This window comes from Pseudenterobacter timonensis (assembly GCF_900021175.1).
GTDB classification, from domain to species: domain Bacteria; phylum Pseudomonadota; class Gammaproteobacteria; order Enterobacterales; family Enterobacteriaceae; genus Enterobacter; species Enterobacter timonensis.
Genome location: NZ_FCOP01000011.1, coordinates 698,174 through 724,068 on the forward strand (window position 1 = coordinate 698,174; position 25,895 = coordinate 724,068).

Here is a 25,895-nt window from a genome sequence, read left to right on the forward strand (position 1 = left end):
CACCCCTGAGACGCAGGTGCTGAGGGCGATCTTGCTTTATCAATTTGGCGAGCTATTGCAGTAGGACAAGGCATTGGTCAGCTCTCTGTGGCAACAGGCGGCGTCTCTGGAAGGCGGCGTCTGGAGTGAGCGAGCCAGAGGGCGTCTGTCGCCCTGATATTGGAACTCGAATAATAATACGGAAGAACCGACATTGATTGCTTTCAACAGCTACACCGAGCAGGCGAAGCATTACGATGAGACGATTGAAATCGTTGCCAAAATCACCGCCGGAAGCGTCGAAAATCTGAGCTATTGGTTGTATCGGCAGAGCGCCGAGCCAACTGACGTGATCATTGTTTATCACGGCGGGGGCGTTAACCGTGACGCCGGTTACGATATTCTTGCGCGTCAACTAACCGCCTTTCAAGGCGTGGCGGTTTGCCTTGTTGATATTCGTGGGCATGGCTGTTCCGCAGGTGAACGGGGAACCGTCGAGCAGCCTGAGCGTATCTGGCGTGATGTCGATGTGATGATGGAGGAGATGCGGCGCTATTTCCCTCAGGCGCACAGGCATCTGTTCGGCCACTCCAGCGGCGCTGGAATGTTGCTTAATTATTTAACTCGTTATCCTTTCGAACAGCGTGCTGACAGCCTGATTATGTTGGCTCCGGAACTGGGGCCGTTCGCGGGCACGGCGCGTAATGCGGCATTGAGCTTTGCGCAAGTGCGCCAATGGCCCTTTATCGTCAATGCGCTGAGCGGCGGGCGGTTATGCGGGCAGTTCCGCGCCGTCAAGTTGAATTTCACGCCAGAGGTGCTGGAAATGGCCCCCAGCTTTGTGCGGCAATACAGCGTCAACATGGCAAATGCGCTAACGCCGCGCCACCCCGGCAAGCAGTTGGCGGAGTTGCCGATTCCGACGTTGCTGTTGGCCGCTGCGCAGGACGAATTATTTAGTCCGCAGGCGATGCGCGACTTTGCCGGGAAGTATAGCAACGGCTGGCTTGAGTTTCGCTTTATTGAGAATAGTACGCACCTGGACTGTGTGTTTAAAGCCCACCATTATATCCATCAGTACATTGCCGGCGAGCGGCGGGGGGCATGATGGTGCGGTTAAAGTTGGCTTTGCGAAACCTGTTTCGAAACAAAAGAAGAACGCTGGTTTCCGTCACCAATCTGGCGTAGGCATTAAACGGGCTTTACGCATAGCGATCTCCTTCGTTGGCAGATTGATTATGCCGGATGATCTCTAAAGGTGAATGGCACGATTATGCTGGATACTTACACACCGCTTTTTCAGGAGTGGAAATGAGCGGTCGTTCAAACGTGATACAGATAGGCTGGTGAGGCGTATCAAAAAGGAACAGTCGGAGGATATACATCAGGCTTTGGACATGACCAGAACGGATAAATTTTAATACGCGTATCTTCCTGATAGGATTAGTCCGAATAATTTCAATTGGGATAGGGATATGAATAAAACTTTGATTGCAACATTAGTGGGCATAACGATGTTAACCGGGTGTGGGCCACAAGAGTTAACCCCCGAACAAAAAGAGGAAGTTTCTGCTCTCAAGGCTGAGTTGTCCCAAACTGAGGGAGAAATCTCAGCAGCGAAAGAAGTTGATCAACAATTTTCTGGTGGACTAATCAAGAATTTAACGACAGCAAGACTGGAAGTTTTAGGAACTAATAAGGCTCTTTTAGAACAGCGTATCAATGCTATTGAGTCCGGTGCCAAAATTGATGTAGTTGTCTCTGCTACCAAGCCAGACCCTGAACTTGCAGCCTCTATTAAAACAGAGATCGATAAGCTGACTGTTAAAATCAACGAAGCTAAAGCAGATGCCAGCCAGTACACTGGTGGTTTGATACAGGCCCTGAAACTATCAGCCGTTGCCACTGAAGAGCAAAGCATGGCTATGCTTCAGCAAAAATATCTTACCGCTAAGTATGGGCTCGCTGAAGTTAAGTTAGCACCTGTTCAGGATAATACAGCAACCGCCAGCGGCAAGAAGGAAGCAACTGCTAAAACTACTCAAGAACAACCCCCACTGTTGCCACCCGCTGAAGGCCCGTTTGGTCTTGAGGCTGGTCTGACCCAGAAAAATATCGAAGATATGATCGGGGCAAAGCTAAAACCACTACCAGACAGCGTGAATCTCTATACTTCCGATAAACTACCAAAGCAAAACGCGGATTTTGAAATGTATGGTTTGTTGATCTCGCCTAAAGCTGGCTTATGTCAAATTAGGGCTGTCGGTAAAAACATTGATACCGATAGCTATGGGCTTGCCTTGAAATCCAGATTTGAAGATTTGAGTAGCTCGTTAAGCTCACTTTATGGAAAGGCCGAAACCACAGACCTTTTACTGGCTGGTTCAATCTGGAAAGAGCCTCAGGACTGGATGAGGGGGCTAAATAAAAAAGAGCGCTTCCTATCCGCCACTTGGAAGGGAACAAAAGAAACGCCGCTAAAAAATAATATTGGTGCTATTTCTATCGAAGCCAGAGCGAACAGTTCTGCACAGGGATATGTTTACCTACAGTATACATTTACAAATGATGATGTTTGTCAGGCGGAGATTGAGGGAGCGAAAAAGAGCTCTCTATAACTAATCATGCAAAAGCCTCATTAATTGGGGCTTTAATGATGTTGATATAAAAAATATTGTGTCTAACGGGAGGGATATGAATTCATGTGATTAGGCTGGTTCATTTGGTTTACCTGAAGGAGAGAAAGGTGAAATCATCACTATGATAGATTTTGGTGAGTGAATCGCCACCTGTAATCTAGACACTTACGAGCCGTTAAAAATATTGGTCTTCGTATTCAGTAGGTGGCATCTGATCGCTCGAACCATGCCGACGTTTACTGTTATAAAAAATTTCGATGTAATCAAAAACATCGTTTCGGGCTTCTTCTCTCGTTCCGTAGATCTTTTTCTTTATCCGTTCACGCTTTAGCAACTGGAAAAAGCTTTCTGCAACCGCATTATCATGACAGTTACCGCGAAGGCTCATACTTCCCTCCAGCCCGTGTGATTTTAGGAATGACAGCCATTCATAACTTATGTACTGACTATCTTGATCAGGATGAAGCAGCACCTGTTTTTGGGGATTACATCGCCACAATGCTATCAGAAACGCATTCAGGACAATATCTTTTGTCATTCGGGATTGCATGGACCAGCCGATAACTTTGCGCGAGAACAGGCCAACAACCACAGCCGGATACAGCCAGCCTTCGTGGGTCCGGATGTAGATTATGTCCGTTGCCCAACGTTCATCCGGCGCTTTCAGATTGCGCTGCCGCTTCAACACGCTCCTCTCGCACGTTCTTCCCCACCGTTTCCCCCTTTTTATTCTCGATTCGATACTCAATCGTAACCTTGTGTGTGCTGGCGGGGGTGACGGTTATCTCCTCTATTTTGTTTCCGGAATCGGGAGGAAGCGTCAGGGTGGTATCTCCTTTAGCGAGCACCCGTCCGTTTTGTTTCACCTGCCACGTAAGACGGCACTCTTCACAGGCTGACCAGGTGTCGTTAATCGCCCACAGACGGATGGTCGCCTTGCTGTCCTTACGCCAGGTTGCCGTCACCGGCTCAATCGACGGCAGGATCGGCTGATAGGCTTGTTGTAGCGCGTAGTAACCCGCTTTCGGCTTACGCAAATAATCCACGACTCCCCAGTTGATCGAAGGCCAGGTCTCCACAAACATAAAGTGGAAGAGGGCGGTTACAGGCTGATAACGCTGCCGACGGTAGCTCTCTGCGGCCATCGCCACCAGCTGCGCCTGATACTGCTGGGTATTGTTAATCATCTCCTGGATGTTTTTACCCCGCGGGATATGGGCGAATTTAAAGGTCTGGAAAGGCTGGAAGTTATGGTATTTCCAGTGCGTCCAGCCGGGATCGTCGGCGGCGGTGCTCTTTGGCCACATCAGATGGGCGGGAATGATGGTTTTCAGCGTGGAGAGCCGCGGCAGCGCCTGGGCGCCAAACTCGGTGATAATCCCGGTTTTGGCGGGGCCGAGCAGGTCGCGCATGGTGCCGAAATACCAGCCGGCCCAGTAGTGTTCTTCCACGGCGGAGAAGCGATGCACGATGCGCGAGGTATCTTCCGCCAGCGTATCCCCCACCCGTTTCGTCAGGGACTGGTTTAAGGTTTTATTCCAGTCGGGAAAACGTTTTTCCATCCACGGTGAGTTCCAGGGCGGCTCGTTATGTCCTCCCCAGACAATAATGGCGGGAGAATTACCGAACTGTTCCACCATTTCACGGCTCTGCCGTACTGCGTTGTCGGCAAAGGCGACGCTATTGTTATAGCCCCACTGCAAAGGCACATCCTGCCAGATCATTAGCCCCATCTCGTCAGCCACGTCATACAGGGCGCGGCCTGCCACATGCCCGTGGACACGAATGGCGTTGGCATTCATCGCCTCCACCAGCGTGAAATCCCGGCGATATTTTTTTCGCGTCATGGTGCCGAGCCACGGGGAGCCAATATAGTTGGTCCCCTTGATAAAGAGCCGTTTGTCGTTGATCCGCCAGCCTTTGTTATCGGGCTGCTCCTCCAGCTTGCGTAACCCGGTGCGGGTGACGGCGGTATCCATCACCCCTTGCCTATCCAGCAGCGTGGCGCGTACCCGGTAGAGGTTCGGTTTACCATAGCCTGTCGGCCACCAGAGTCTGGCTTGCTTCATCGGAAGCACTACGCTCAGGGTCTGGATTTTGCCGTCCGCCTTATTCAGGGTGACCGGAAGATCCTGCTGGAAGCGCTGTCCAGAGAAATTGTCCGGCGCAGCCGACAGGCGCAGCGTCGCAGCACCCGCCGCCAGCGCCCGGTAGCGGATCTCGGCGCGCAGTGCCGGGTTTTCCAGCCCATCACGCCACTCCGGGCGCAGAATGACCTCATCTATCGTCACGCCGCGGCTAAGGTGCAGCTTCACCGGCGCCCAGATCCCACCGGAGTTAGCGTCCTGCCCCTCGTCAGACCAGGCGCCGCCGGGACGGGTATCGTGTTGGTTAAGCACCCCTTTCACCATCGTTTTATGCAGCGGCCAGATGGTTTTAGGATCTTCGAAGGGGCTGTCCACCCGAACGGCAAGCTGGTTATGGCGGCGCAGCGCGTCGCTGATATCCACGGAGAAGCGCTGAAAATAGCCTTCGTGACGGGCAAGCGTTTTGCCGTTGAGCGTGACGTCGGCGAAATAGTCCACGCCGTCAAAGACCAGGGTGGCCATGGTCTTCGGCGTGCGTTCGGGAAGGGTAAATTCGTGCCGGTACCACAGGGCGCCCTGGTGATCGTATCCGGCGCTGTACCAGTTGGCCGGCACACGAAGCGTACGCCAGTTCCGGTCCGGGGCTCGCGCTCCGTTAAAATCGCTCTCATTGGCATCATGCACGCGCCAGTTCCCCGCCAGCGACCAGGTCACCGGCAAAGGGGCCGCCTGCGCCAGCGGGATAAACAATAACAGCGGCAGAATCAGATTACGGATCATGGTTCACCTCCTGCGCTCTTTGACGCAGCCACGATGCGCTGCGCCCGGCCTCCCCGCTAAGCTCGCGCCGCAGGGTGTCTAGTTCGGCCAGAGCCGACCGCTCAGCCTGACTCTCCATCTGCTGGAGCAGTTCCGCAAGACGGGTGAAACCGAGCGTGACCGCTTCGCCGCGAAACTTATGCGCGGCGCGGCGAAGCCCCTCCCGATCGCCGTTCGCGATGGCCTGTTCAAGAATGGTTATTGTCTCGTCAAGCCCTTCGCCGAACAGCCCCAGCAGCTCCTGTACCAGCGCGGGATCGTCCGCGCACTGTTTTAACAGTCGCGCCTCGTCCGGAAGGCCCGCATCCACCTCTTTCGCGGAGCCGACGCGGGCAATCTCCGCCTGCAGCGCCTCCTGACTCACCGGTTTGGCGATATAGCCGTCGAACCCCATCGCCAGACAGCGCTCTTTATCGCCCTGCATGGCGTGGGCGGTCATCGCAATGGTGGGCTGATGGCTGCGCCCCTGCGCGAGCGTCTCTTCCCGGAGCAGACGAATGGCGGTTTCGCCGTCCATTTCCGGCATTTGCAGATCGATCAGCAGAAGATCCCAGGGGCGTTCGCGCCAGCGTTCCAGCGCCTCACGTCCGTTATTCACTACCTCGCAATGGTGGCCGAGCCGTTCCAGCAGGCGTCTGGCGACTTTCTGATTCACCAGGTTATCTTCGGCGAGCAGGATCTGCAGCCCGGCCTGCTCCCTGACGGGCGCGACGACGGGAGCGGGCGCCTGGGGCACAACGGGAGCGGGCTCAAGGACGCTGGCGATGGTCTGGTGCAGTTCACGCTGTGCAACCGGCTTATGCAGGTAATGGGCGATACCAATACGCTTAAGCATATTGACGTCAAAATGGCGGCTCATCGAACTGAGCATGATGATATGGCTCTGCTCGGCCTGCGGCAGGACAGACAGCTCCAGCGCCAGCGAAACGCCGTCCATATCCGGCATCTGGGCATCAAGCAGGATGAGCGGCCAGCGCACCCCTCCGGCCGCCAGCCGTAGCGCTTCGCTGGCGTTGTTTACGCAGGTTGGCACCAGCCCCATCTGGCGAAGCATGGTGTCAAGCAGGCGCAGGTTGGTGCTGTTGTCGTCCACCACCACCACCTGTTCGCCGTGAAAGTGCGCCCGGGGATCGTGCGTCCCTGAGACGGTCTGCTGGCTCTCCAGCGGCAGGGTGAAGGCGAACTCGCTGCCCGCCCCGGGCTCGCTCTGCACCGTTAACTCTCCTCCCATCAGGCTGACCAGCCGGGCGGAAATCGTCAGCCCCAGTCCGGTGCCGCCATAGCGGCGGGTGGTGGAGCTGTCGGCCTGGCTGAAGGCCTCGAAGATGGCCTTTTGCTTCTCCACCGGGATGCCGATGCCGCTGTCGCGAATGCGAAATTGCCAGCGTCCTTCGCCGTCGGCGGGGGCTATCGCCAGCAGTATCTCGCCCTGAGGGGTAAACTTCAGGGCATTGCCGAGCAGGTTGGTGAGGATTTGACGCAGCCGGGGGCCGTCTGCCAGCAGCACGTCCGGCACGTCGGGGGAGATATCCACCAGCAGCTCAATCCCTTTTTCGCTGGCGGCAGGCATATGCGGGCGAATGAGCGACTGCACAAAGGGGCGGATCTCCAGCGGCTCGGTGTCTACCGACATCTTGCCTGACTCAATGCGGGAGAAGTCGAGAATATCGTTAATGATATGCAGCAGCGACTGGGCCGAGCTCATCACCAGCGAAAGATACTCCCGCTGTTCCGGGTTGAGCGGGGTGTCCAGGCAGAGCTGGGTCATGCCGAGAATACCGTTCATCGGCGTGCGGATCTCGTGGCTCATGTTGGCCAGGAAGGCGCTTTTCGCCTCGTTGGCTTCGCGGGCCACTTTCGCCGCCTCAATGGCGAGCAGTTCGGCCTCCTTGCGGCGGGTAATATCCTGCAGGGTGCCGATCACGCGTTCGGCCTGCTGCTGCATGGTGAGGGTAACCACCTGTCCTGAAAGCAGCATCCAGCGCCAGCCCTGGGCGGGATGTTGTACGCGGATCTCGCATTCAAAAACGGGCATATGATCCTGTTTAGAGGCGACCATGGCGTTGCGCAGGGTGGTGCGGTCATCCTCGTGAACCAGGTTAAGCAGAAAACGGAGCGGATAGTGCAGCTGCGCGCGCGACTGGCCCACCATGGCCAGCAGCGTATCGTTCACCTGCAGGCTATCGTGGGAGACCTGCCAGTCCCAGATGCCTATCTGAATCGACTCTGCGGTGAGCAGAAAATCGTCATGCAGCTGATGCCGCGAGCGCTGCGCCTCGTGGAGGTCGGTGATATCGGTATGCAGGGAGATGATGCCGCCATCCGCAAGCCGTTGATGCTGAATATAGAGCCGCCGTTTTCCCGACTGCCGGACCTCGCGATGGCTCGGCTGACGGCAGTTGCGGATAATCGCTTCGCGTAGCGTCTGGCGGCGGCTCGGGTCAATGTTATAGCCCGCATCGATAAACTTCTCCGCCAGGTTTTCGAGGGTCGCGCCGGTCGCCAGCCAGGGGGTGATGACCGGGTAAAAGAGCATCACCTTCTCATTCCATGCCACCAGGCGCTCGTTCTGGTCATAAATCATCACTGCCGACGGCAGGACGTTAAGATCGAAATGGGATGACATGGCTACTCTCCTCCCGCCCGGTAGTGGAGTTCCGCCTGTCGGCGCAGGTACTCCAGGCCGGGCGCAATTGCCATGGCCCAGGCGGTGAGGACCTCCTCATCGCAGAGTGGATCGCACGCGCGTACGGTTCTGAGCATCGACTCCCGCCAGAGGGCGAATAATCGCGGCGGCAGGCGCAGCCCTTCATCGCTCTGCTCCCGCGCCGTACGCTCAAGGAAATCCGGCACAAAGAGCACGCCGTCAACGGCGAGCATGGCGAAAAAACATTTATAAATAAGCTGCCGGCTTTCTTCCCCCGCGTGGCGGGAGAAGTGTTGTTCCGTCTCGGGAGAGATATGGATAAAGGTGGTATAGAAGGCCTGAAAGAAGCGCTTTTTGTCGTTCTCAGGCAAGACCCGGTTCAGGCTCGCCTCAAAAATATCGCGGTAAAATTTCATGGTGTGGCCCTCACGGCCCGTTCGCCTGGCAGACACAGGCCGGGCGGGTTAAATGCGTCCGCTGTCCGGCGCGCAAAATAACTGTTCTCATCCACAAGACCGTTTTCAAAGAGCGGCCCGGCGTTGTGCTTGTACAGCAACGCTTCCAGCACCATGGCGTTGGTGGAGAGCGTCACCGTCGTATTGGTATCGCCGGTCGCTTCGACGCGCCCCTCAAACCATCCCTGCTGCGGATTGTTAAGATGCCGGGTGACCTCCATCAGCGCATCGGTAAAGTCGCTCTCCCACAGCGTCCAGAGTGCGAAAACCGCTTTGGTGGAGACCTGTGCCAGCCGGGGATAGTATCGGCCGTCGTCGCCCAGCGTATTCCAGGCGTAGCCATTTCCCCATACGGTATCCTCCACGTGCCAGGGAGCCTGGGAGAGATAAAAATCGGCGCGCGCGGTGAGTACTTTGTCCTGTTCCCAGCGTGTTTTCTGGCTGAGCCAGACCCCTTCCGCGCGGGTGCGTAGCGTTTTTTGCACTTCAGCAGGCACGCCGGGTGGCTGCCAGCCGAACTCCAGTCCCGGCAGCATGGCGGGCAGGGTGGTCAGCAGCGAAGGTTGCCAGGTGGTTCGCGGGTCGCGGGCGTCAACGGGGAGGCTGCGCTGATAGAGGATGACGTTGCGTGACGGCGGGGAGAACGCCTTTCCGGCAGGAAATCCCCACAGGCGGAACGCGCTGGCGGCATATTCGCTTTCGCCCAGCCGCAGCTCATCGCGCACCACCGGCTGGCCATTCTGCATCGAGGCCGACCACAGCTCCCCCTCTTTATCCATCACCGGGCAAAAGTTCCAGCGCAGGATGATCTTATCCAGATACTCGCGATACTGCGGCGCGCGTTCGGCGGTGAGCCGCAGGGCCAGCATCAGGCGCGCCATATCTTTTGCCGACCAGCCGCTTTGCGCCGGTTTGCCGGTAAAATCGATGGGCGTCGCCGTGCGGCTGGAGTAGAGCCTGCCGGGCGTGCGGGTTTGGGTCAGCGTCAGGCGATTGAGGGTGCCAAGCAGACGCGTCAGCCGGGCGTCAAATTCCGCCTCCTGCACCAGCCCCAGCTCCCGGGCAGCGAGCAGGGCGATAAGGGTATCGCCCATTTGCCACAGCGTGACGCGCGACTGCCTGTCGCTGCCGTTGACCAGGCCGGTCTGCGGCTGGGTGTTATTCTGGAAATAGCGCCAGGCGATGCGTGCCCACGCCTGCTCCTGCGGGGTCAGACGGTCGATGCGCGCAGTGGTATGCCAGCCGCCTTTCGTCAGCCAGCGCCACCCCGCGCCTTCGCGGCTAAAGAGCGCGAAGGCGATAAGGAGAGCGATAATAGCGACGGCCAGCCAGCGGGCTACGGTTTTAAGCATTGCGCGGTCACCGGCGGCAGTTTGACGGGCTCGTCCGCGTTACACGAGGCGCACTGACAGGCCTGGCAGGCGGGTTTGGTACGCAGCGTGGTTCCGGTCTGTTCACACCAGTTCTTCACGGCCGGAGTGTTGTTCAGGAAAGGACGGTTGCGCGGGGTGTTATTCGGCTCGAAGAGATCGACCAGCTTTTTATCCCACAGGGAGGGGGCGAAATCGCGGTTTTTAGGGTTATCGCTGTTGAAGCGCAGCAATTTGCCCTCTTTTTTGAAGAGCAGCGCTTCAAGCATGATGCCGTTATTATTGGCGGTAAATTCCTTGATGGGGCCGTCGCCATTTTCATACAGCCCTTCATAGTAGCCTTTGTCCGCTTCGTTGGCGTTTTCGATGGCGTCCAGCAGCCGGTCAGTGTAGGGCGAATCCCACAGAACCCACATGCCCAGCGCCGCTTTCAGCGAGACGGCGGCGGTATTAGGCACGTACTGGCCTTTATCGGTGATAGTGTTCCAGTTAAAGCCGTCGCTAAAGACGGTGTCATAGACAAAGTAGGGAGACTTATCGAGCTGGTGCTCGGAGCGGGCGGATAAAATACCGGTGATGGCATAACGGTTTTCCTGCGCCTGATAGACTCGATCGGCGAAGTTTTTCATCCACGGATGGGAGTAATCGCGCGGGCTGCGATCGCGATCGGAGGGTTTATCAAAACCAAACTCCAGGCCATACAGCACGTAGGATTCGGTCACGACGTAGTTATGCTGGTTGGTGAGCCGTGGATCGCGGGAGTCGTAGGGCACCATCACGCAGTAAATTTCCGCCAGTTCATAAGGCTGGGGCTTGCTGGACTGACAGGTACCAAATCCCCACAGCTCGAAGCCCGCCGCGCCATACTCCTCATAGCCCAGTCGCCCTTCCTGTACATACTTTGGCTGACCATTTTCCAGATAGGCGCCGTACATCATTCCGCAGGGGTTGATAATGTTGCTGAAGTTCCATCCCAGGACGATGTTATCGACGCTGTTGCTGTATTCCGGGTAGCGCTCCTTGATCACCTTCATCCAGATCAGCATCCTGCCGATATCCAGCGCCGAAAAGCCAATCTCGCCGGGTTTGTTCTGGTAGTTCACCTTCTGCCCGTTGATGGTGTTATAGACCTTGTTGGGCATCTCATTGCGGAACAATTCCAGCTTGTTGAGGGTGGCGAGCAGTTTCAGCATCCGGCGATCGAACTCCGCCTTGTCGATAATTCCCAGCTCCCGCGCGGCCGTCATGGCCGCCATGTAGGAGGCGCTGTCCCACATGGTGGTGGAGGGATATTTGTTAACCGCGTTCACTAACCCCGTGGTGGGCTGGTAGTTGGCCACAAAATATTGCCAGGCATTTTTAGCGATATTCATTTCCCGCGGCGTCAATTCGCCGGTGCGTGGCTCATAGTCCGAAGCAGGTAATCCAGGGGCGGCCAGTGCCGTGCTGAGAGAGAGCCAGAACGCCATGAATCCGGCCAGCAAGGGTAAAAAAAGTGAAGATTTCAGCTTCATGGCGTCGCTCCTGCTGAAGAAGTAGGGGAAGTAGTGGGGCTAAGACAGGCCAGACAAAGCATCTGGCCGTGGGCGATGTAGGCCAGGCTTTCGAGCACAATCGCATTAGTGTCGGCGTCAACGATCTCATTGACGCTGCTGTTAAGATTTAGCCCGCGCTGCCAGCCTTTTCCGGGAATTTGCAGCTTCTGCACCTGCTGGCGCAGCGCTTCGCTCCAGCTGTTGCGGAACAGGGCATACCAGGCAAAGGCGGTTCGGGTGGAGGTGATCGCCGTTTGCTCCGGCGTGGCGTCGAGCAGGGCGCTGTTCTGCAGCGGCTGGCGGTCGGGCAGATCGTTAACGTAGTCCGGCGCGGGCTCGGCATAGTCCGTGCTGATCGGCGGTTTGCGCACCCGCAGGCTGTGGCGACGCTGCTGGATCTGCATAATGCGCCAGGTGATTTCCGCGCTCTGCGCGTCAAAGCCCATTTCGAGGCCGGTTAACAGGTAGGGGAGACTGATAAGCGACGGCTGTCGTCCCCACGGGGTGCGTAGTCCTTCATCCGGCACCATAATCCCGTCGATATCGATCATCTGTTGCCCTTTCGGCGGATTGGTTACCGCCAGCCCCGCTGCGCTGTCGATCAGCCGAAGCGTATGGCTGGCATACAGGCGATAGCCGAAGCTGTTTCTTGGCTCATCGGCAGCCAGCGCCCAGTGGTGAAGAGGTGCCGCGGCCTGGGCTGCGGTGTTATTGACAATGAGGGCGCCAACCTTCCACTGATTAAAGAGATCGCGGATGGCCGGAGCATGCTGAGGATAGCGCCAGAGCAGCGTCTGCAGGGCATTGAGCAGACGGCCGATGCCTATCGCTGACGAGTCTGGTTTACCCAACATTTGCAGCGTATCAGCATGGTAATAAGCCGCGGGCAGCCCCTGAGGATTGAGCGGAAGCTGGCCCAGCGTAAAGAGAGCGGTCGTGATGCGCTCATCAAATTCGGCGCTGGTGAGAATGTTAAGCTGCCTGGCCGCCGCGACGGCGAAAAGGTAGCTCCCGGTGCTCCACAGGCTGAGCCAGGGCTCGCCGTCATGCGCGTTGGCCAGCCCATTCGGCTGCGTGTTATTCACATAATATTGCCAGGCCACCCGCGCCCAGATGGCCTCGTCGAAAGTGAGTTCACGCGAGGCGGGCAGGGGAGGGAAATCCTTACTTAGCGCCATCCCCCCGCTGCTCTCTACGCGCGTGGGCATCTGCTTTTCAACCCAGACGACAATAGCAAACCCGAGCAGGAAGCCGAGCAGGATGGTGAGATAGCTGCGGGCTGATAAAAGCGCGTCGCGTTTTCTCATTGGCTCGCTCCCTCTTCTTCTGTCGGCGTCCAGATGGCGGCGAGGATCAAGGGCAGCATGGCGGCAATATTGACCGCCCCCCAGAAGATATTGATGACGTAGCCGGAAGGATCGTCAACCTGTCCACGGGCGACCTGTATACCGCCCCAGATCAGCCCGGCGAGGGTGAGCACGACGATCGCGATCTGCGGCTTCACCAGGTAGAGAAAACGGCCCGTCTGCCGCTCTTTAGGGGTGACGTGAAATTTGATCTGCTCCCCGCGCAGCACGGTATCAAGCGCACGCAGGTTCATGGAGAAGAAGGAGAGATAGGAGGCCCTGCCGTCCCAGGCCGATATCCCCCATGTGCCGAACATAAAGGCCAGCTCCGACACAATAAAAAAGGGCAAAAAATGCAGATAAAAAGGCTCAGACCAGGCGGAGACGGGGGGAATACCGGTGAAGAGATAAATAATGGGCGACACCAGAAAAATGGTGTTCCACACGCAGGCCAGATAGGACCAGAAGGTAGTGGCGTACATCAGCGTTTGCGGCAGAGAGAGCTTAAAGCGGCGGCGGCTGAAAATATTATCGTGGAACAAGATGTCCAGCGAACCTGCGGCGTATTTAAAGCGCTGGATCATCCAGGTCAGCATATCCTGCGGAGAGAGCATTTTAGACTCAATGCGCGGATGCATCACGGAGCGCCAGCGGCGGGCGGCGTCGCCGTGCAGCAGGACGGAGGTGTAGATATCCTCTGAAACGTGAAACTTATACGGGGTCAGCTCGGTATCGAACGCTACGTGCGGGCGCATGGCGTCCTGCAGGGCCTGGCGCATGACGGGATCGCGAATATCCTCCGTATGGCGGTTAATCTCTTCTTCGACGGTCCAGACATAGCTGCGCAGCGCCGCCTGCATCACCGCCTCGCGCCGGTGCACGGAGGCGGCGCCGCAGCAGAAGGCGGCGTTGGCCCAGTTGCGGCGGCGTAAAATAACGTCATAGAACATGCGCGGATCGTTGAAGAAGGGATCGCGTCCGATGGTCACCGGCCCGATCAGTTTTTGCGCGAGCCAGCCCAGGCCGTATCCCGGTTTGCCCGCCTTACGCCCGAGCCAGCGCGCCAGATCCTCGCCCTCCGGCAGATCGAAAAACCACTGCGGCGTCTGAACCCAGGCTACATCCGGGTCGCGAAAGTAGCCCAGCGTGTGGCGGAGCAGGGTGGGAAAAACCCGGGTATCGGCATCGCAGATAATCAGGAAATCGCCGTCGGTTTGCTCAAGTCCGTTACGCAAATTACCCGCCTTGAAACCGATATTCGTCTGGCGGGAGATGTAACCGGCGCCTTCCTCATCGCAGACAGCTTTCATCTCCGGGCGCCGCCCGTCATCAAGCACATGAACTTTGTAATTCAGCGGGACGGGATAGTCCATTTTCATGGCGTCGCGGATAGACAGCCTGACCAGCTCCACATCTTCTGAGTAGGTGGCGATAAAGAGATCGACCTTAATGGGCCTCGACTCTTCCGCATCTTCGGGCCTCAGGCAGTCGTTGATCTCCGACGGCGGCGGGTTTTGTGGCGGATCTTCCTCTTTCCACAAGTTAATCGTGAACAACGCCGTACCGATCCAGGCAAGGGTTTCCGCCAGCACCAGCGGTACGGCGTACCACAGCGCGTCGGTATTTAAGGAGGCTGTCCAGCGCCAGTAAATATAATTGGCGCCCAGAATCAGCGCCGCAACCGCTAATACCTGCCAGGTCATCATTACCCAGCGCGGTGTTTTAAGCGGTTCAGGCGGCTGGCGATGTTCAAAACGGGAAAAATAAAAATCCATAGGGAAGGATATCCTGATTCCACGATGACAATTAATAACAGACCCGTTACGGACAGAGAGTTCGCAACGGTAAATACCGCCTGCAAAAACAAAAAAGTAAACTAATTGTAGAAGGTAAGAAAAATAATTCCAGAACGGGTAAAGATTCAGGCGCGCTTAAATAAACATTAATTCCGCTTAAATGTGATCGGCAGCGCTTTAAAAATTGCCAGATGCAACGCCTTACGCTATCTAAATAAAATACAAAATGCTTTTTTAGCATGGAGAACAAGACTCCCTATGAGCCAGATTGCGCCTGCGCTTTTACCAAAAGATGGCGGAAAAACAATAGCATGGCGTTATTCTCTTCCGGGTAATCGCGACTTACGCATCGATTTCATGCGCGGCATTGCGTTGGTCATGATGGTGGTGGCGCATACGGAAGTGATGTCGATATTTAATATATTCACATGGGAGCGTTTTGGCCTGACAACCGGTGCTGAAGGGTTTGTTATTCTCTCCGGATTTATGCTGGGAATGTTAAATCGTGCCAGACTGCAAAAAGCTGTCTTGCTCACTATTTCCTGGGGGCTTTATCTCAGGGCGTGGAAGATTTATCGCGTTAATATCATCATCATTCTTTCCTTTCTGTTACTGGGCTATCTTCCGTTTATTAACCTCTTTGAGGTTACGCATTTTACCGATCGCTTCTCAGGCACATCCTGGTCCCTCTATCCGGTGACGCCACAAATTAAAGAGACCTGGTTTAATATTATTCTCTACCTGCAGATAGGTCCTCACCAGACGCAAATCCTCGGTCTCTATATTTTTCTGCTGCTGTTAAGCCCCCTATTTTTGGGGATGTTACACAAGGGGAAAGTGTACTGGCTGCTGGGGTTCTCGCTGCTGGTTTACTGCTGCTGGCAGCGCTGGCCGGTGCGTGTTACGCCCTCCCAGTTTGAATTTGCCTTCCCGCTGCTGGCCTGGCAATTTATTTTTGTGCTGGGGATGAGCAGCGGCTGGTACAAAGAGGAGCTCCTCTCTTTCGCCCGTACCCCTGCCGGTAAAGTGGCGATAGTAGCGCTGGTAATAGTCGCGCTACTCCTCGGGTTTGTTGCCCAGAATCACACCAACCCCTTTATGCCACCCGCGCTGCTGATGCACGTTATCCCGCCCGCGGAATTTAACGCCTTTTACCATACCTGGGCGGCAAAAAACGGCCTGGGGCCGATACGGGTGCTGAACGATATTTCCCTGATGGTCGCGGTCTATCTGCTGTTGACCTGGTGCTGGCAGCCCCTCTATCGCCTGGCGGGCTGGTTCCTCATTCCGCTCGGCCAGCGTTCGCTCTACACCTTTATTTTGCATGTCTATGTTGTGCTCGCAGTCAGCCAGTTTGTCACCTTCGATCTGCGGCACCAGGCGTGGATCGTGAACACGGTTATTCATGCCGTAGCGCTGGGCGTGCTGTGGTTACTGGCGAAATATAACGTCGCCGCACGCTGGATACCTAACTAAGGAAGGGATCATGCGGGAGAGATATTTACTTGCCTGCGCGCTGCTGTGTATTGCCGCAGGCGCAGAGGCGGCGCCGAAAGAAGCAGCCGAGCCGTTACGTGATGAGAATGGCGAGCCGGTGCAGGTGGGGGTGTTTACCAGCCGCTGGGGCCGTCTTTTCTCGGGTAATGAGGATGTATTTTCCGGCGCGCTCAGCTTTAGCTCCGGTCTGAAAGAGCAGTGGATAACCATTCCTGACAGCTCGGACAGCGCCGAACAGAAAAAAAAATATAACCAGACCCTTAACCTTAGCCTGCAATATTCTCCCTACAGTTATTGGTTTGTTAACGTAACCTCCCGTCTGCCGGTCACCGACACCAGCCGCTATACGGCCGATTTTCGCTACAGCTTTGGCTACGATGACTGGCATGCCAATACCGTCAGCCTGGTTTACAGCAATTATGGTGATAACCGTTTCTGGACCTCTGGCAACCGTCGGAACACCTATTTTGAACAGGGCGCCGTGACGCTGGCCTACAAGTTTTCGTTGCCAAAGCCCATAGAGAACAAGCTGCTTATCAACAAAGGCGACTCCATTATCTGCCAGGTGGGTTACAGCTGGGGGCCGCGCTATTACGACCTGGAGAGCAACGATATCCGCAAAAATAAAAACGTGTTGCTGAGCGGGTGTGGTTATACCTTTAAACAACACTTCTTCGTGCGCGCCACGGCGTTCTGGTTCCCGGACAGCAGCCAGCAGCAGCCCTGGAACGGCGATTATAGCTACAGTTTCGGCTACGCGGGCTATACGCCAGGCTCCTTCTCCATTCAGTATGCGAACTATTCCGGTACCCGTTATCCCGGTCACCAGAGCGGTAACGCGAAGTTTCGTGAGGGAACGATCAGCCTTATCTGGTTCTTACCGCTTTAGGAGGCGCGATGTCGACACAGCACGTACTGATTGTTGAAGATTCGCAGATTTATCGCCGACTGCTGAGCCGCATGCTGGCGCAGTGGGGCTATCACGTCAGCGAGGCGGAGAACGGTATCGCGGCGCTGGCGATCCTCGAAAATCATCCGGTAAGCATGGTGATCAGCGACTGGGAGATGCCGGAAATGGATGGCCTGACGCTCTGCCGGGAGATCCGCAGCCGTCAGTTTGATCACTATATCTATTTAATATTGCTTACCGCCCGCGAAGATCCGGGCGATCTGACGCTGGGGTTTGATGCCGGCGCGGATGATTTTCTCAGCAAACCCGTCGAGCAGAGCGAGTTACGGGCGCGTCTGCATGCGGGAACGCGGATCCTCTCTCTGCAGGCTACCCTTTCCGCACGTAACGCCCGTCTTAGCGAGGCTCTGCGTCAGATTGAACAGGATCTGGAAGTGGCGGCACGTATTCAGTTATCCGTTCTGCCTTCTCACCAGCTGCGCTACCAGGACTACTTTTCCGACTGGATCTTCCTGCCGTCGTCCTGGGTTTCAGGCGATGTGTTTAACGTTTTCCCGCTGGATAACCATCTGGGGTTTTACTGCGTCGATGTTTCCGGCCATGGCGTAGGCGCGGCGATGATGTCCCTGGCCGTGGCGCGCCAGTTTTTGCACGGCAGGGCGGTGGAGCGTTTCCTGTTTACCGGCGACAACGAGGTGGCCTCGCCTGCGGAGGTCGTACGGATCCTTAACGGGCGTTTTTGCAGCGATGAAGCAGAGATCGTCAGCTATTTCACGATGATCTATGGCGTCATCGACCTCGCGACGGGGGAAGGGAAGTTGTGCCAGGCCGGGCATCCCACCCCCTTTATCGTCACGCCTGCGGGAGAGGTCAGAACGGTGGGCGCCGGCGGGGCGCCGGTGGGGCTGATGCCCGACCTCGCCTGGACGGATGTGGAGTTCTCGCTGGCCTCAGGAGAGCGGCTCTGCCTGTTTAGCGACGGCATAACCGAGTGTGAAAACCCCGACGGCGAACAGTTTGGTCAGGCGCGACTGCAGCGCTGGCTGCAGGATGGCGCCAGGCTTGCGGTAGATATTCTTTTGCCACAGTTTGCTCAGCATCTTATTCGCTGGCGCAGTGGGGAGCAGGGGGAACAACAGGCTATGGCCGATGATGTTTCCCTCTTAGTGATTGAGCGTACAGGAGAAAAATGATGAATATTAACAGTGAACGACAGGCGAACGTCATTATCCTGACCCCCTCCGTGCGTCGGCTGGATGCGTCGGTGGCGGCAGCGTTTAAGGACGCCATCACCCGCGAGATCGGGGAAGAGCGGAAAGCGGTGATTGTTGATTTCAGTAAAATCGATTTTATCGACAGTAGCGGTCTGGGCGCGCTGGTTTCCCTTCTGAAAATGATGAACGGCAAAGGAGAGATGACGCTCTGCGCGCTGAACCAGGGGATCAGCAACATGTTCAGCCTGACCCGTATGGATCGTATTTTTCGTATCTGTCCGGATCGCGCTTCGGCGCTCGCGCAGTCAGAGCGGTGAGGCGTCCGTGGCTAACGAAATCGCCTTTCCGGCCGCATTAGCGTCGCTCTCGCCGCTGGCGGAGTGGCTTGCAGAGAAGATGGCTCCGCTCTCTGTCGGAGATGAGTGGCGCTTTGCTCTCGACCTTGCCGTCTGTGAGACGGCAACCAATATTATTCGCTATGCGCTGCATGAGGATCGGCGTCGCTGCTTCTCCGTAGAATTTACCTGCACTGCCACGACCGTGACGCTGCGCTTTACGGATGATGGCGATATCTTCCCCGCTGAGCGCCTCGCTGCGGCGCGGGAGTACACGTTCTTCGACGCCGATCCTCTGGCGGAGAGCGGCAGAGGGCTAAAGCTGATTTTGTTATGCGTGGACACCTTTAACGTGGAAAACGCCTCGGGGCGTAATATCACCACCCTTGAAAAATGGATGTCTGCCTGATTCTCTCATTCTACCCCGCCAGAACCTTAACCGCCTGGCAACGCGCTCCGGCGTGAAGGGGAGAAGAGCGTGGGGGTGACGCGTTATGTTAACGCTTCCTTTACAAATTGCTGCTTGCCCGCAGGCGAGTCGCTCATTATTCTCATTGCCCATGACTATCCAGACGGGTTCGACTCAACATAAAAACAGGCAGCTGAAAGCCATCGTGCTTCTGGTGGTTGCCTGTTTTGTCATGCTGATCTGTCTGACTCAGCGGGCCAGTATCCTGCATAACATGCAGGTCAGGGCCGCTGCGCTCTCCGTGACCGCTGAAAAGAGTGTTCAGGAAGGCGCGTCGTCCGCGCTCTCGCCCTGTGAGCTTAGCGCCCACTCGCTCCTTGCCGCGCAACCCCTCCATTTTGACGCCATTCTGCTTTTACCCGGTCTGCTGGTGCTGCTGTTAGCCGCGCTGATAAAAATCAGCGTTCTGCCGAGACCGACCATCCTTTTTCGTCCTCCCTTACTTCGAATACACCTCAAAAACTGCGTTTTCCGTGAATGACTGACCATGAAGCCCCTGTTCAGTTAATTTTTCACGGAGAAAATAGATGAAAACTTTTTTCAGGAGCCTGTGGTTCCTGTTATTCAGCCTGTCCGCCGCCTCCGCTGCGGTACCGGGCTGGCCGATGAAACCTGACCAGTCCCATGCTCAGGTTCATGTGTATCATGATGCGCCCGCAGAGGGGAAAGTGCGTCTGCTGCTGGAAGTGATCCCTGCCGAAGGGTGGAAAACCTACTGGCGAAGCCCCGGCGACGGCGGCTTTCGGCCTGCGATCGCCTGGGAGCCGCAGGCAAAAACGCAGTGGCACTGGCCCCGGCCCGTCCGGTTTGAATCCGCTGGCTTCAGCTCGGTAGGCTACGATCGACGCGTCATATTTCCGCTGGAAGTCACCACCGGTGAGCTGCGGCGACTGCGCGGGAAACTGACGCTTTCCCTGTGCAGCAATCTTTGCGTGGTCAATACCTTCCCGCTGGATATCAGCCTGTCATCCGGGCCGTCGGCGCACTTTGCCGACGCCTGGAAGCGGGCGATGGGCGCTGTTCCCCCGGAAAGCGGCACGATAGCGATCAACGCCGTCACCGCTCAGGCAGAGACTCTGACCGTTCAACTCGCCTCGCCGGAAGGCTGGTCCCGGCCCGATCTCTTTCCTGACAACCCGCCGGGGGCATCCCTGTCGCCGCCGCAGATAGCGATCCAGGGCAACACCCTCACGGCGCGCTTTCGCGTCAGCGATGAGCAGGGCGATCCGCTGGCGGCCTCCCGCCTGCAGCCCCTCTCTTTGCTGGTCAGTAACGGGGCGCAGAGTCAGCAGCTGACGGTTGATATCAGCCCGTCCACGACGCTATGGCAGATAGTGGCCGTCGCGTTAGCGGGCGGTCTTATTCTTAATCTGATGCCCTGTGTTCTGCCTGTCCTCGGGATAAAACTCGCTTCGCTGATGACGCTGGCAGAGAGCAGCCGCCGCCAGACGCGGCTTCGTTTTCTGGCAACGGCGGCCGGGATCATCTTCTCGTTTCTGGTGCTGGCGGTCATCGTGACCGGCCTGCGGTTGTCCGGCGCCTGGATTGGCTGGGGCTTTCAGTTCCAGAACCCCTGGTTTATTGCCGCCATGGTTCTGGTGACGTGGATATTTTGTTTTAGCCTGGCGGGCCTGATGGAGATTCGCCTGCCTTCCGGCCTCTCCACACGGCTGGCTACGACGGGTGGAAGCGGCGCTGGCGGCAGCTTTCTTGAAGGCGCGTTTGCGACCCTGCTCGCCACGCCCTGCACGGCGCCCTTCCTCGGCACTGCCGTAACGTACGCGCTGGCGGCGCCCGGGTATCAGCTGTGGCTTATCTTTTTTATGCTGGGTGTAGGGATGAGCCTTCCCTGGCTGGCGATTAGCCTTGTTCCCGGCGTGGCGCGTTGGCTGCCTAAGCCCGGTCCCTGGATGGGGAAACTACGCCTGGTGCTGGTGCTCCTTATGCTGGGTTCCTGTATCTGGTTAATGTCGCTGCTGATAAAAGCGTGGGGCGCGCGCTATGTGCTCATCGTCGGCGGCCTGATGGTGGCGTTTTTCCTTTTCCGCTGCGCTCAGGCCATGCCGAAGCACAAGGAGAATCTGCGCAGCCTGGTGTTTGGCGTGCTGTTTGGCGCAGGGCTGTATGCGTTTCTGGCTCCCCACCCTCAGGGCAGGGACAACTCTCCCCTGAACTGGCAGCCGCTCAGTGAAGCGGCGCTCAGTGAGGCGCTGGCCGCCAGAAAACGCGTACTGGTGGATATCACCGCCGACTGGTGTCTGAACTGCCGGGTGAATGAGGTGCTGGTACTTCATCGCCCGGAGGTGGTTGCGGCCTTAAACCGCGACGACGTCGTGCTGTTGCAGGGAAACTGGAGCCAGCCCTCTGCTGAAATTGAGCAATTCCTGAGCCGCTACGGCGCCAGCGGCATTCCTTTTAACGCAATTTTTGGCCCCTCCCTGCCACAAGGGCATGTTCTGCCCTCCCTGCTGAGCAAAGAGGCCCTGCTGACCACGCTGACGAAGGCTAATATGGTCACGTCACCTGATATTACTGAGGAAAAACAATGAAAAAGATCCTGTCCCTGTTAATGGTATTGACGAGCGCCGCCGCTCAGGCGCAGACCGCTGACTTACCCGAACCTGTTAAACAAATCCAGAAGCAGGGCATTGAAATTATCAAACCGTTCAGTGCCCCGGGCGGTGTGGAAGGGTGGCTGGGTAAATATCAGGACATGGGGGTAACGCTTTATCTCACCCCGGATAAAAAACATGTTATCTCAGGCTATATGTATGCCGCCCAGGGAAATAACCTGAGTGAGAAGATCATCAACGAAGAGATCTATATCCCCGCCGGGCGCGAGATGTGGAAGCAACTCAGCGCGGCGCAGGGAATCGCCGAAGGGAGCGGGGAGGCGAAGTGCCAGGTGGTCGTGTTTGCCGATCCCTTCTGTCCTTACTGCAATAAGTTCTGGCACCAGGCGCAGCCTTTTATCAAAGATAAAAGCATCAGCACCAAAACCTTGCTGGTGGGCGTGATCCGCCCGGATAGCGCGCAATATGCGGCGGCCATTCTCTCCGCGAAGGATCCGGCTAAAGTCTGGCATGACCTTGAGAGCAGCAACGGAAAAAATAAACCGGCGCTGAAAGGTAACACCCCGCCTGCGGTGTTTAAGGAGATACAGCATAACCAGCAGCTGATGGAGCAATTAGGGGCGAGCGGTACGCCCGCCATCTATTACCTGAATAAGGCGCGTACCCTGCAACAAATCATCGGCTTGCCTGACGCGAAGCAAATGGCCGATTTGGTTGCCTGTAAATAGATCTCTTCGTCATTAATCTGACGCTTCCCCTGTCCGCGTCCCTGAAAGGGCGCGGACAGGGCCCGCCAGATGTCAGCTGCGAAATTACGCCTTGCTGCGCTGGCTTGAATAGATAAATGCCAGCGCGATGCCTAAGCAGATCACCGCGGCGGCGCGCGTGGGGTTAAAGGCAATCTCCTCATTATGCAGCCAGCCAAAATGGTCGATTAACATGCTCATGGAGAGCTGGCCGAAGATCACCGCGACCGTGGCGACTGCCGTGCCGATCCGCTGCACCGCCAGTACCATGATCAGGATATAAGGCACGCCAAACAGGGCGCCGATAAGCTGCCACTTCGGTACGTCGAGCAGGGTCGCCGTGTGGGGCGTTTCAAAAAAGAAGATCAGCAGCGCGGTGATAATCGCCCCGACCGAGAAGGTCAGAAATGCCGTTTTCAGCACCCCCACCTGACTCCCCAGCTGCCCGTTAATGGCCGCCTGCACGCTCAGCAGCGAACCGCCGATAATGGCTAACAAAATCATCAAAACAGTCATGGTTTATCCTTTTGCTACCAGCGCGAGCGCCACCAGAATAAAGGCGAGGGCGTATAAGCGCTTTTTATCAATTTTACGATGCGGCGTGCCAAAGAGACCGTAGTGGTCGATCACCAGGCTTTTAAAGACCTGCCCTGCCAGAATGCCGATCATGGTCATCGCCACGCCAATCACCGGGGCGGCGATGGTGAGAATAATGACGTAAGCCGGGCCGAGCACGCCTCCCAGAAGCTGCCAGCCGGGCTGGGAAAAATAGGAGGCGCCGCCGCGGGGGCTAAAGAAGAGCATCAGTAAAAAGGTCAGGGCGGCGCCGACGCCAAAGATGCTAAAGGTCGCCCATAAATCGCCCACCTCGCCGCCAAGCGGCCCCAGCAGCCCCGCTTCGACGGATAAGCCCATCCCGCCTGCCACCACAAGCAATACCAGTAATAAATGCATAACGCTCTTTTCCATTATTTAAGAGCGGGGAAAGATAGACGATTCGGATTGGCTGAAAAATGGTATAAATCAGGAAATACTTTTGCAGGAACCGCGGGAATGATCGATCTCAGCACTATAAATATCCGCACGCTGCTCTACTTTATTGCGGTGTATGACGCGCAAAGCTTTTCAGAGGTGGCGAGGCGGGAAGGGGTATCGGCGTCGCGGATTTCCCGGGCGATCCTTCAGCTTGAAGAGGCGGCAGGCCAGCCGCTCTTTTATCGCAATACCCGCGCGATCATCCCCACCGAGGCGGCAAGAAACTTTATTGACTACGCCCGCGCCATCGCCGACGAGCTCAGCCGGGCGAGGGCGGCGCTCCAGGAGCGCTCCTCGGTGCCGGCCGGGCCGCTCAGAATCAATACGCCAGTCTACTTCGGACAGCGCCATATCGCCCCCTGGCTCAGCGGGCTGCTGAAGCGTTATCCGCTACTGCAGATTGAGCTTACCCAAACCGATGACTTTATCGACCCGCTGAAGTCACCGGCGGACCTGATTTTTCGCATCGGTACGTTAACCGACTCCTCCCTGCGCGCCAGGGTGATTGGTACGCAGCGCTACTATCTGGCGGCGTCGCCAGAGTATCTCGCCCGCCACGGCGTGCCGCGGCAGGCAAGCGAAATCGTCCGGCACCAGTGTCTGGTCTATAAAGGCTCATCCGGCCCTAACCGCTGGCTGATGAAAGGGGAGAGCGGCGAGTGGATCCAGCATCCGGTGACGCCTGTTCTCTCCTCGAACCATGCTGAATCGCTGCGGATCGCGGCGCTGGACGGGATGGGCATCGTTCTCTTTCCCGACTGGCTGATTGCCGACAGCCTGAAGTCGGGCGCGCTGGTGCGGCTGCTGCCGGAACAGGAGTTTGCCATTCATACGGAGCCACAACATATCGCCGCCATCTACCCCAACGCGCGCCAGACCCCGCTGAACGTGCGCGCTGCCATCGACTATTTTGTCGATGTCTTTGGCTCGCCGCTCTACTGGCAGGTGGAGTAAGTGCGCAGGGCCAGAAAACGCGCCGCCGCGTCGAGATCGTGGAGGGTATCGATATCCTCCACGATGCCGGCATCATCAAGATGCAGATCCTGCACCCGTCCTTCGGCCCGCGCCTGACGGACAATCTCCCTGGCGCCTCTCTCCCCCGTTAGCTTCAGCAGCGCCGGTAAATAGCGACGGCTAAACCCCACCGGGTGCCCCTGCTGTTGCTGACAGTAGGGCACAACCACATCCCTTTCCGCCAGCGCCTGCGCCACGCGCTGTAGCGAGGCGGGCTGGATAAGGGGCAGGTCGGCGGGCAGGATCAGCCATCCGTCAGCATCTGAAGTGGCATTGACCCCCAGCGCAATAGACTCGCCCATTCCGCGGGTAAAGCCTTCGGGCCGCACCAGATACCAGGGCAACCCCGCCGCCTGCACCGCCCGCAGGGTGTGGGTCAGCACCGGCTGGCCGTTTAAGAGCGCATCCAGCTTATGAACGGTGGCGCCGGAGGCGGTAAAGCGCTCGCCGCGCCCGGCGGCGAGCAGCAGTACAACGGGGGAGGCGATCATCTCTCCCCGCTCCCGTTGCGGGTAGCCGCGACCTCCGCCAGCACGGAGAGCGCCAGAGAGTGAGCGTCGCGGGCCTTGGGAAAGAGACCGATCGGCGCGCGGATGCGCCCGATCTCCTCCTCGCTAAAGCCCCGCTCGACCAGGGCTGCCGTCCGTTTAAGATGGGTGCGCTGGCTGCCCAGCGCGCCGATATAAAAGGGACGGGCATTCAGCGCCGCCTGCAGGACGGGCAGCTCGCGATGCAGGTCGTGCCAGAGGAGGATCACCGCGGTGTCCGCATCCGTCAGCATACTGATGCGCGGGCTTGCCCTGTCGAACGTATATACGTCATAGCCCGTCGCCTGGGCGAGCGCTGCGGTCGCCTGCGCCTCCACCGAGCGGCCATAGATAATGGCCCGCACGCAGGGGCGATAGCCCACTTCGAAGCTCTCCTTGTGCCAGCGCGTCGGCGTTGCGGCGGGCAGGCTTTGCAGCGTCCGGGTCCGGGGGGAGTAGCGCAGCCCGGCGGGCTTGCGCTGCGCCAGGCTATTAAGCACTGCCAGCAGCGGTTCGGCGGTACGCAGCTTGTGGATGCTCAGCGTAATGCCGCCTCCGCAGGGCAGCACGATGTCGAACCACGGCGAATCTTTGCCGTAGCGCACCATGCGATCCTGGCCGGAGGCGATCACCTCCAGCGCTTCAAAGGCGGCGGCCGACTCCACGCAGCCGCCGGAGACGAATCCGCAGTAGCGGCCATCCTCGCGCACCGCCATCTGCGCCCCCAGGGGGCGCGCCGCGCCGCCCCGGATCTCCACCAGCGTTACCAGCGCGGCTGCCATGCCGCTGGTCAGGGCCTCCAGCGCAAAGCGCAGGATCGTGCCGGCATCGTCGCTGATAAACGCCCGTTCGGGCGTAACAAGCGATGCTCCTTCGCCGGGAAGGGTAGCGTGTGGCTGCAT

The 25,895-nt window shown here is 57.4% G+C and carries 22 protein-coding genes and 1 pseudogene; 11 read left to right on the forward strand and 12 right to left on the reverse strand.

Translation table 11 applies throughout. The annotated features are described in order from the left end of the window. Window positions 1-193 precede the first annotated feature (193 nt). Together BN3796_RS09570 and BN3796_RS09575 are read left to right on the forward strand one after the other, a co-directional pair. Window positions 194-1,087, forward strand: coding sequence for an alpha/beta hydrolase (locus tag BN3796_RS09570; protein ID WP_061708121.1), 894 nt, complete (start codon window positions 194-196; stop codon window positions 1,085-1,087). Between the two features lie 367 nt (window positions 1,088-1,454). Then, on the forward strand, window positions 1,455-2,597 hold the full coding sequence (locus BN3796_RS09575) for a hypothetical protein (protein ID WP_061708122.1): 1,143 nt from the start codon (window positions 1,455-1,457) through the stop codon (window positions 2,595-2,597). A gap of 196 nt (window positions 2,598-2,793) precedes the next feature. Here the strand turns inward: BN3796_RS09575 and BN3796_RS20130 are convergent. The 8 genes and pseudogenes from BN3796_RS20130 to BN3796_RS09615 all read right to left on the reverse strand — a co-directional run. After that, window positions 2,794-3,303 (reverse strand): annotated as a pseudogene (locus tag BN3796_RS20130) (IS3 family transposase); the annotation flags it as partial. Next, the gene (locus BN3796_RS09585) at window positions 3,269-5,485 is read right to left on the reverse strand and encodes a glycoside hydrolase family 2 protein (RefSeq protein ID WP_061708123.1); all 2,217 of its coding nucleotides are present in this window, start codon (window positions 5,483-5,485) and stop codon (window positions 3,269-3,271) included. The pseudogene BN3796_RS20130 and the gene BN3796_RS09585, both read right to left, overlap by 35 nt. Further along, window positions 5,475-8,150 carry a response regulator gene (locus BN3796_RS09590; RefSeq protein ID WP_061708124.1) on the reverse strand — a complete coding sequence of 892 codons (2,676 nt, stop codon included), beginning with the start codon at window positions 8,148-8,150 and terminating at the stop codon, window positions 5,475-5,477. The genes BN3796_RS09585 and BN3796_RS09590 overlap by 11 nt, the downstream gene beginning before the upstream one ends. A gap of 2 nt (window positions 8,151-8,152) precedes the next feature. After that, entirely contained in the window at window positions 8,153-8,587 is a 435-nt protein-coding gene (locus tag BN3796_RS09595; RefSeq protein ID WP_061708125.1) for a globin family protein, read from the reverse strand. After that, a complete protein-coding gene (locus BN3796_RS09600) occupies window positions 8,584-9,978 on the reverse strand; it encodes a DUF3131 domain-containing protein (protein WP_061708126.1) in 1,395 nt (464 codons plus the stop codon). The genes BN3796_RS09595 and BN3796_RS09600 overlap by 4 nt, the downstream gene beginning before the upstream one ends. Further along, entirely contained in the window at window positions 9,963-11,510 is a 1,548-nt protein-coding gene (locus BN3796_RS09605; RefSeq protein WP_061708127.1) for a DUF3131 domain-containing protein, read from the reverse strand. Before BN3796_RS09605 ends, BN3796_RS09600 begins: the two co-directional genes overlap by 16 nt. Next, a complete protein-coding gene (locus tag BN3796_RS09610; protein WP_061708128.1) occupies window positions 11,507-12,838 on the reverse strand; it encodes a DUF3131 domain-containing protein in 1,332 nt (443 codons plus the stop codon). The genes BN3796_RS09605 and BN3796_RS09610 overlap by 4 nt, the downstream gene beginning before the upstream one ends. Continuing rightward, complete coding sequence (locus BN3796_RS09615) at window positions 12,835-14,652, reverse strand: glycosyltransferase family 2 protein (RefSeq protein WP_061708129.1); 1,818 nt, start codon at window positions 14,650-14,652, stop codon at window positions 12,835-12,837. Before BN3796_RS09615 ends, BN3796_RS09610 begins: the two co-directional genes overlap by 4 nt. 279 nt (window positions 14,653-14,931) lie before the next feature. Between BN3796_RS09615 and opgC the strand changes: the two genes are divergently transcribed. From opgC to dsbG, 8 genes are all read left to right on the forward strand, one after another. After that, window positions 14,932-16,149, forward strand: a complete 1,218-nt coding sequence (opgC, locus tag BN3796_RS09620; RefSeq protein ID WP_061708130.1) for an OpgC domain-containing protein — start codon at window positions 14,932-14,934, stop codon at window positions 16,147-16,149. Window positions 16,150-16,159: 10 nt separating this feature from the next. Continuing rightward, window positions 16,160-17,059 carry a hypothetical protein gene (locus BN3796_RS09625; protein WP_061708131.1) on the forward strand — a complete coding sequence of 300 codons (900 nt, stop codon included), beginning with the start codon at window positions 16,160-16,162 and terminating at the stop codon, window positions 17,057-17,059. Between the two features lie 8 nt (window positions 17,060-17,067). After that, the gene (locus BN3796_RS09630) at window positions 17,068-18,273 is read left to right on the forward strand and encodes a PP2C family protein-serine/threonine phosphatase (RefSeq protein WP_061708132.1); all 1,206 of its coding nucleotides are present in this window, start codon (window positions 17,068-17,070) and stop codon (window positions 18,271-18,273) included. Then, window positions 18,273-18,611 carry an STAS domain-containing protein gene (locus BN3796_RS09635; protein WP_061708133.1) on the forward strand — a complete coding sequence of 113 codons (339 nt, stop codon included), beginning with the start codon at window positions 18,273-18,275 and terminating at the stop codon, window positions 18,609-18,611. The genes BN3796_RS09630 and BN3796_RS09635 overlap by 1 nt, the downstream gene beginning before the upstream one ends. 19 nt (window positions 18,612-18,630) lie before the next feature. Further along, complete coding sequence (locus tag BN3796_RS09640; RefSeq protein WP_061708836.1) at window positions 18,631-19,038, forward strand: ATP-binding protein; 408 nt, start codon at window positions 18,631-18,633, stop codon at window positions 19,036-19,038. A gap of 205 nt (window positions 19,039-19,243) precedes the next feature. Next, a complete protein-coding gene (locus BN3796_RS09645; protein ID WP_321572440.1) occupies window positions 19,244-19,579 on the forward strand; it encodes a copper-binding protein in 336 nt (111 codons plus the stop codon). Between the two features lie 46 nt (window positions 19,580-19,625). Next, window positions 19,626-21,647, forward strand: a complete 2,022-nt coding sequence (locus tag BN3796_RS09650) for a protein-disulfide reductase DsbD family protein (protein WP_061708135.1) — start codon at window positions 19,626-19,628, stop codon at window positions 21,645-21,647. Then, window positions 21,644-22,399 (forward strand): thiol:disulfide interchange protein DsbG, encoded by a 756-nt coding sequence (dsbG, locus tag BN3796_RS09655; protein WP_061708136.1) that lies wholly within the window; start codon window positions 21,644-21,646, stop codon window positions 22,397-22,399. The genes BN3796_RS09650 and dsbG overlap by 4 nt, the downstream gene beginning before the upstream one ends. An 84-nt stretch (window positions 22,400-22,483) precedes the next feature. Here dsbG and BN3796_RS09660 read toward each other — a convergent pair whose 3' ends face one another. Together BN3796_RS09660 and BN3796_RS09665 are read right to left on the reverse strand one after the other, a co-directional pair. Beyond that, window positions 22,484-22,933, reverse strand: a complete 450-nt coding sequence (locus BN3796_RS09660) for a DMT family transporter (protein ID WP_061708137.1) — start codon at window positions 22,931-22,933, stop codon at window positions 22,484-22,486. A gap of 3 nt (window positions 22,934-22,936) precedes the next feature. Then, complete coding sequence (locus BN3796_RS09665) at window positions 22,937-23,371, reverse strand: DMT family transporter (RefSeq protein WP_061708138.1); 435 nt, start codon at window positions 23,369-23,371, stop codon at window positions 22,937-22,939. Window positions 23,372-23,470: 99 nt separating this feature from the next. Here BN3796_RS09665 and BN3796_RS09670 point away from each other — a divergent pair, with 99 nt between their 5' ends. Next, window positions 23,471-24,406, forward strand: coding sequence for a LysR family transcriptional regulator (locus tag BN3796_RS09670; protein ID WP_061708139.1), 936 nt, complete (start codon window positions 23,471-23,473; stop codon window positions 24,404-24,406). Here the strand turns inward: BN3796_RS09670 and BN3796_RS09675 are convergent. Then, complete coding sequence (locus BN3796_RS09675; protein ID WP_061708140.1) at window positions 24,388-24,957, reverse strand: nucleotidyltransferase family protein; 570 nt, start codon at window positions 24,955-24,957, stop codon at window positions 24,388-24,390. The genes BN3796_RS09670 and BN3796_RS09675 overlap by 19 nt on opposite strands. Next, window positions 24,954-25,895, reverse strand: coding sequence for an XdhC family protein (locus BN3796_RS09680; RefSeq protein WP_061708141.1), 942 nt, complete (start codon window positions 25,893-25,895; stop codon window positions 24,954-24,956). The genes BN3796_RS09675 and BN3796_RS09680 overlap by 4 nt, the downstream gene beginning before the upstream one ends.

What these genes read in the sequence shown, in the direction of transcription:
- BN3796_RS09665 (WP_061708138.1), bottom strand. Translation starts at nt 23,371, where the DNA reads ATGCATTTATTACTGGTATTGCTTGTGGTGGCAGGCGGGATGGGCTTA.
- dsbG (WP_061708136.1), top strand. Translation starts at nt 21,644, where the DNA reads ATGAAAAAGATCCTGTCCCTGTTAATGGTATTGACGAGCGCCGCCGCT.
- BN3796_RS09680 (WP_061708141.1), bottom strand. Translation starts at nt 25,895, where the DNA reads ATGCAGCCACACGCTACCCTTCCCGGCGAAGGAGCATCGCTTGTTACG.
- BN3796_RS09600 (WP_061708126.1), bottom strand. Translation starts at nt 9,978, where the DNA reads ATGCTTAAAACCGTAGCCCGCTGGCTGGCCGTCGCTATTATCGCTCTC.
- opgC (WP_061708130.1), top strand. Translation starts at nt 14,932, where the DNA reads ATGAGCCAGATTGCGCCTGCGCTTTTACCAAAAGATGGCGGAAAAACA.
- BN3796_RS09675 (WP_061708140.1), bottom strand. Translation starts at nt 24,957, where the DNA reads ATGATCGCCTCCCCCGTTGTACTGCTGCTCGCCGCCGGGCGCGGCGAG.
- BN3796_RS09610 (WP_061708128.1), bottom strand. Translation starts at nt 12,838, where the DNA reads ATGAGAAAACGCGACGCGCTTTTATCAGCCCGCAGCTATCTCACCATC.
- BN3796_RS09650 (WP_061708135.1), top strand. Translation starts at nt 19,626, where the DNA reads ATGAAAACTTTTTTCAGGAGCCTGTGGTTCCTGTTATTCAGCCTGTCC.
- BN3796_RS09590 (WP_061708124.1), bottom strand. Translation starts at nt 8,150, where the DNA reads ATGTCATCCCATTTCGATCTTAACGTCCTGCCGTCGGCAGTGATGATT.
- BN3796_RS09670 (WP_061708139.1), top strand. Translation starts at nt 23,471, where the DNA reads ATGATCGATCTCAGCACTATAAATATCCGCACGCTGCTCTACTTTATT.
- BN3796_RS09595 (WP_061708125.1), bottom strand. Translation starts at nt 8,587, where the DNA reads ATGAAATTTTACCGCGATATTTTTGAGGCGAGCCTGAACCGGGTCTTG.
- BN3796_RS09615 (WP_061708129.1), bottom strand. Translation starts at nt 14,652, where the DNA reads ATGGATTTTTATTTTTCCCGTTTTGAACATCGCCAGCCGCCTGAACCG.
- BN3796_RS09575 (WP_061708122.1), top strand. Translation starts at nt 1,455, where the DNA reads ATGAATAAAACTTTGATTGCAACATTAGTGGGCATAACGATGTTAACC.
- BN3796_RS09630 (WP_061708132.1), top strand. Translation starts at nt 17,068, where the DNA reads ATGTCGACACAGCACGTACTGATTGTTGAAGATTCGCAGATTTATCGC.
- BN3796_RS09635 (WP_061708133.1), top strand. Translation starts at nt 18,273, where the DNA reads ATGAATATTAACAGTGAACGACAGGCGAACGTCATTATCCTGACCCCC.
- BN3796_RS09625 (WP_061708131.1), top strand. Translation starts at nt 16,160, where the DNA reads ATGCGGGAGAGATATTTACTTGCCTGCGCGCTGCTGTGTATTGCCGCA.
- BN3796_RS09585 (WP_061708123.1), bottom strand. Translation starts at nt 5,485, where the DNA reads ATGATCCGTAATCTGATTCTGCCGCTGTTATTGTTTATCCCGCTGGCG.
- BN3796_RS09660 (WP_061708137.1), bottom strand. Translation starts at nt 22,933, where the DNA reads ATGACTGTTTTGATGATTTTGTTAGCCATTATCGGCGGTTCGCTGCTG.
- BN3796_RS09605 (WP_061708127.1), bottom strand. Translation starts at nt 11,510, where the DNA reads ATGAAGCTGAAATCTTCACTTTTTTTACCCTTGCTGGCCGGATTCATG.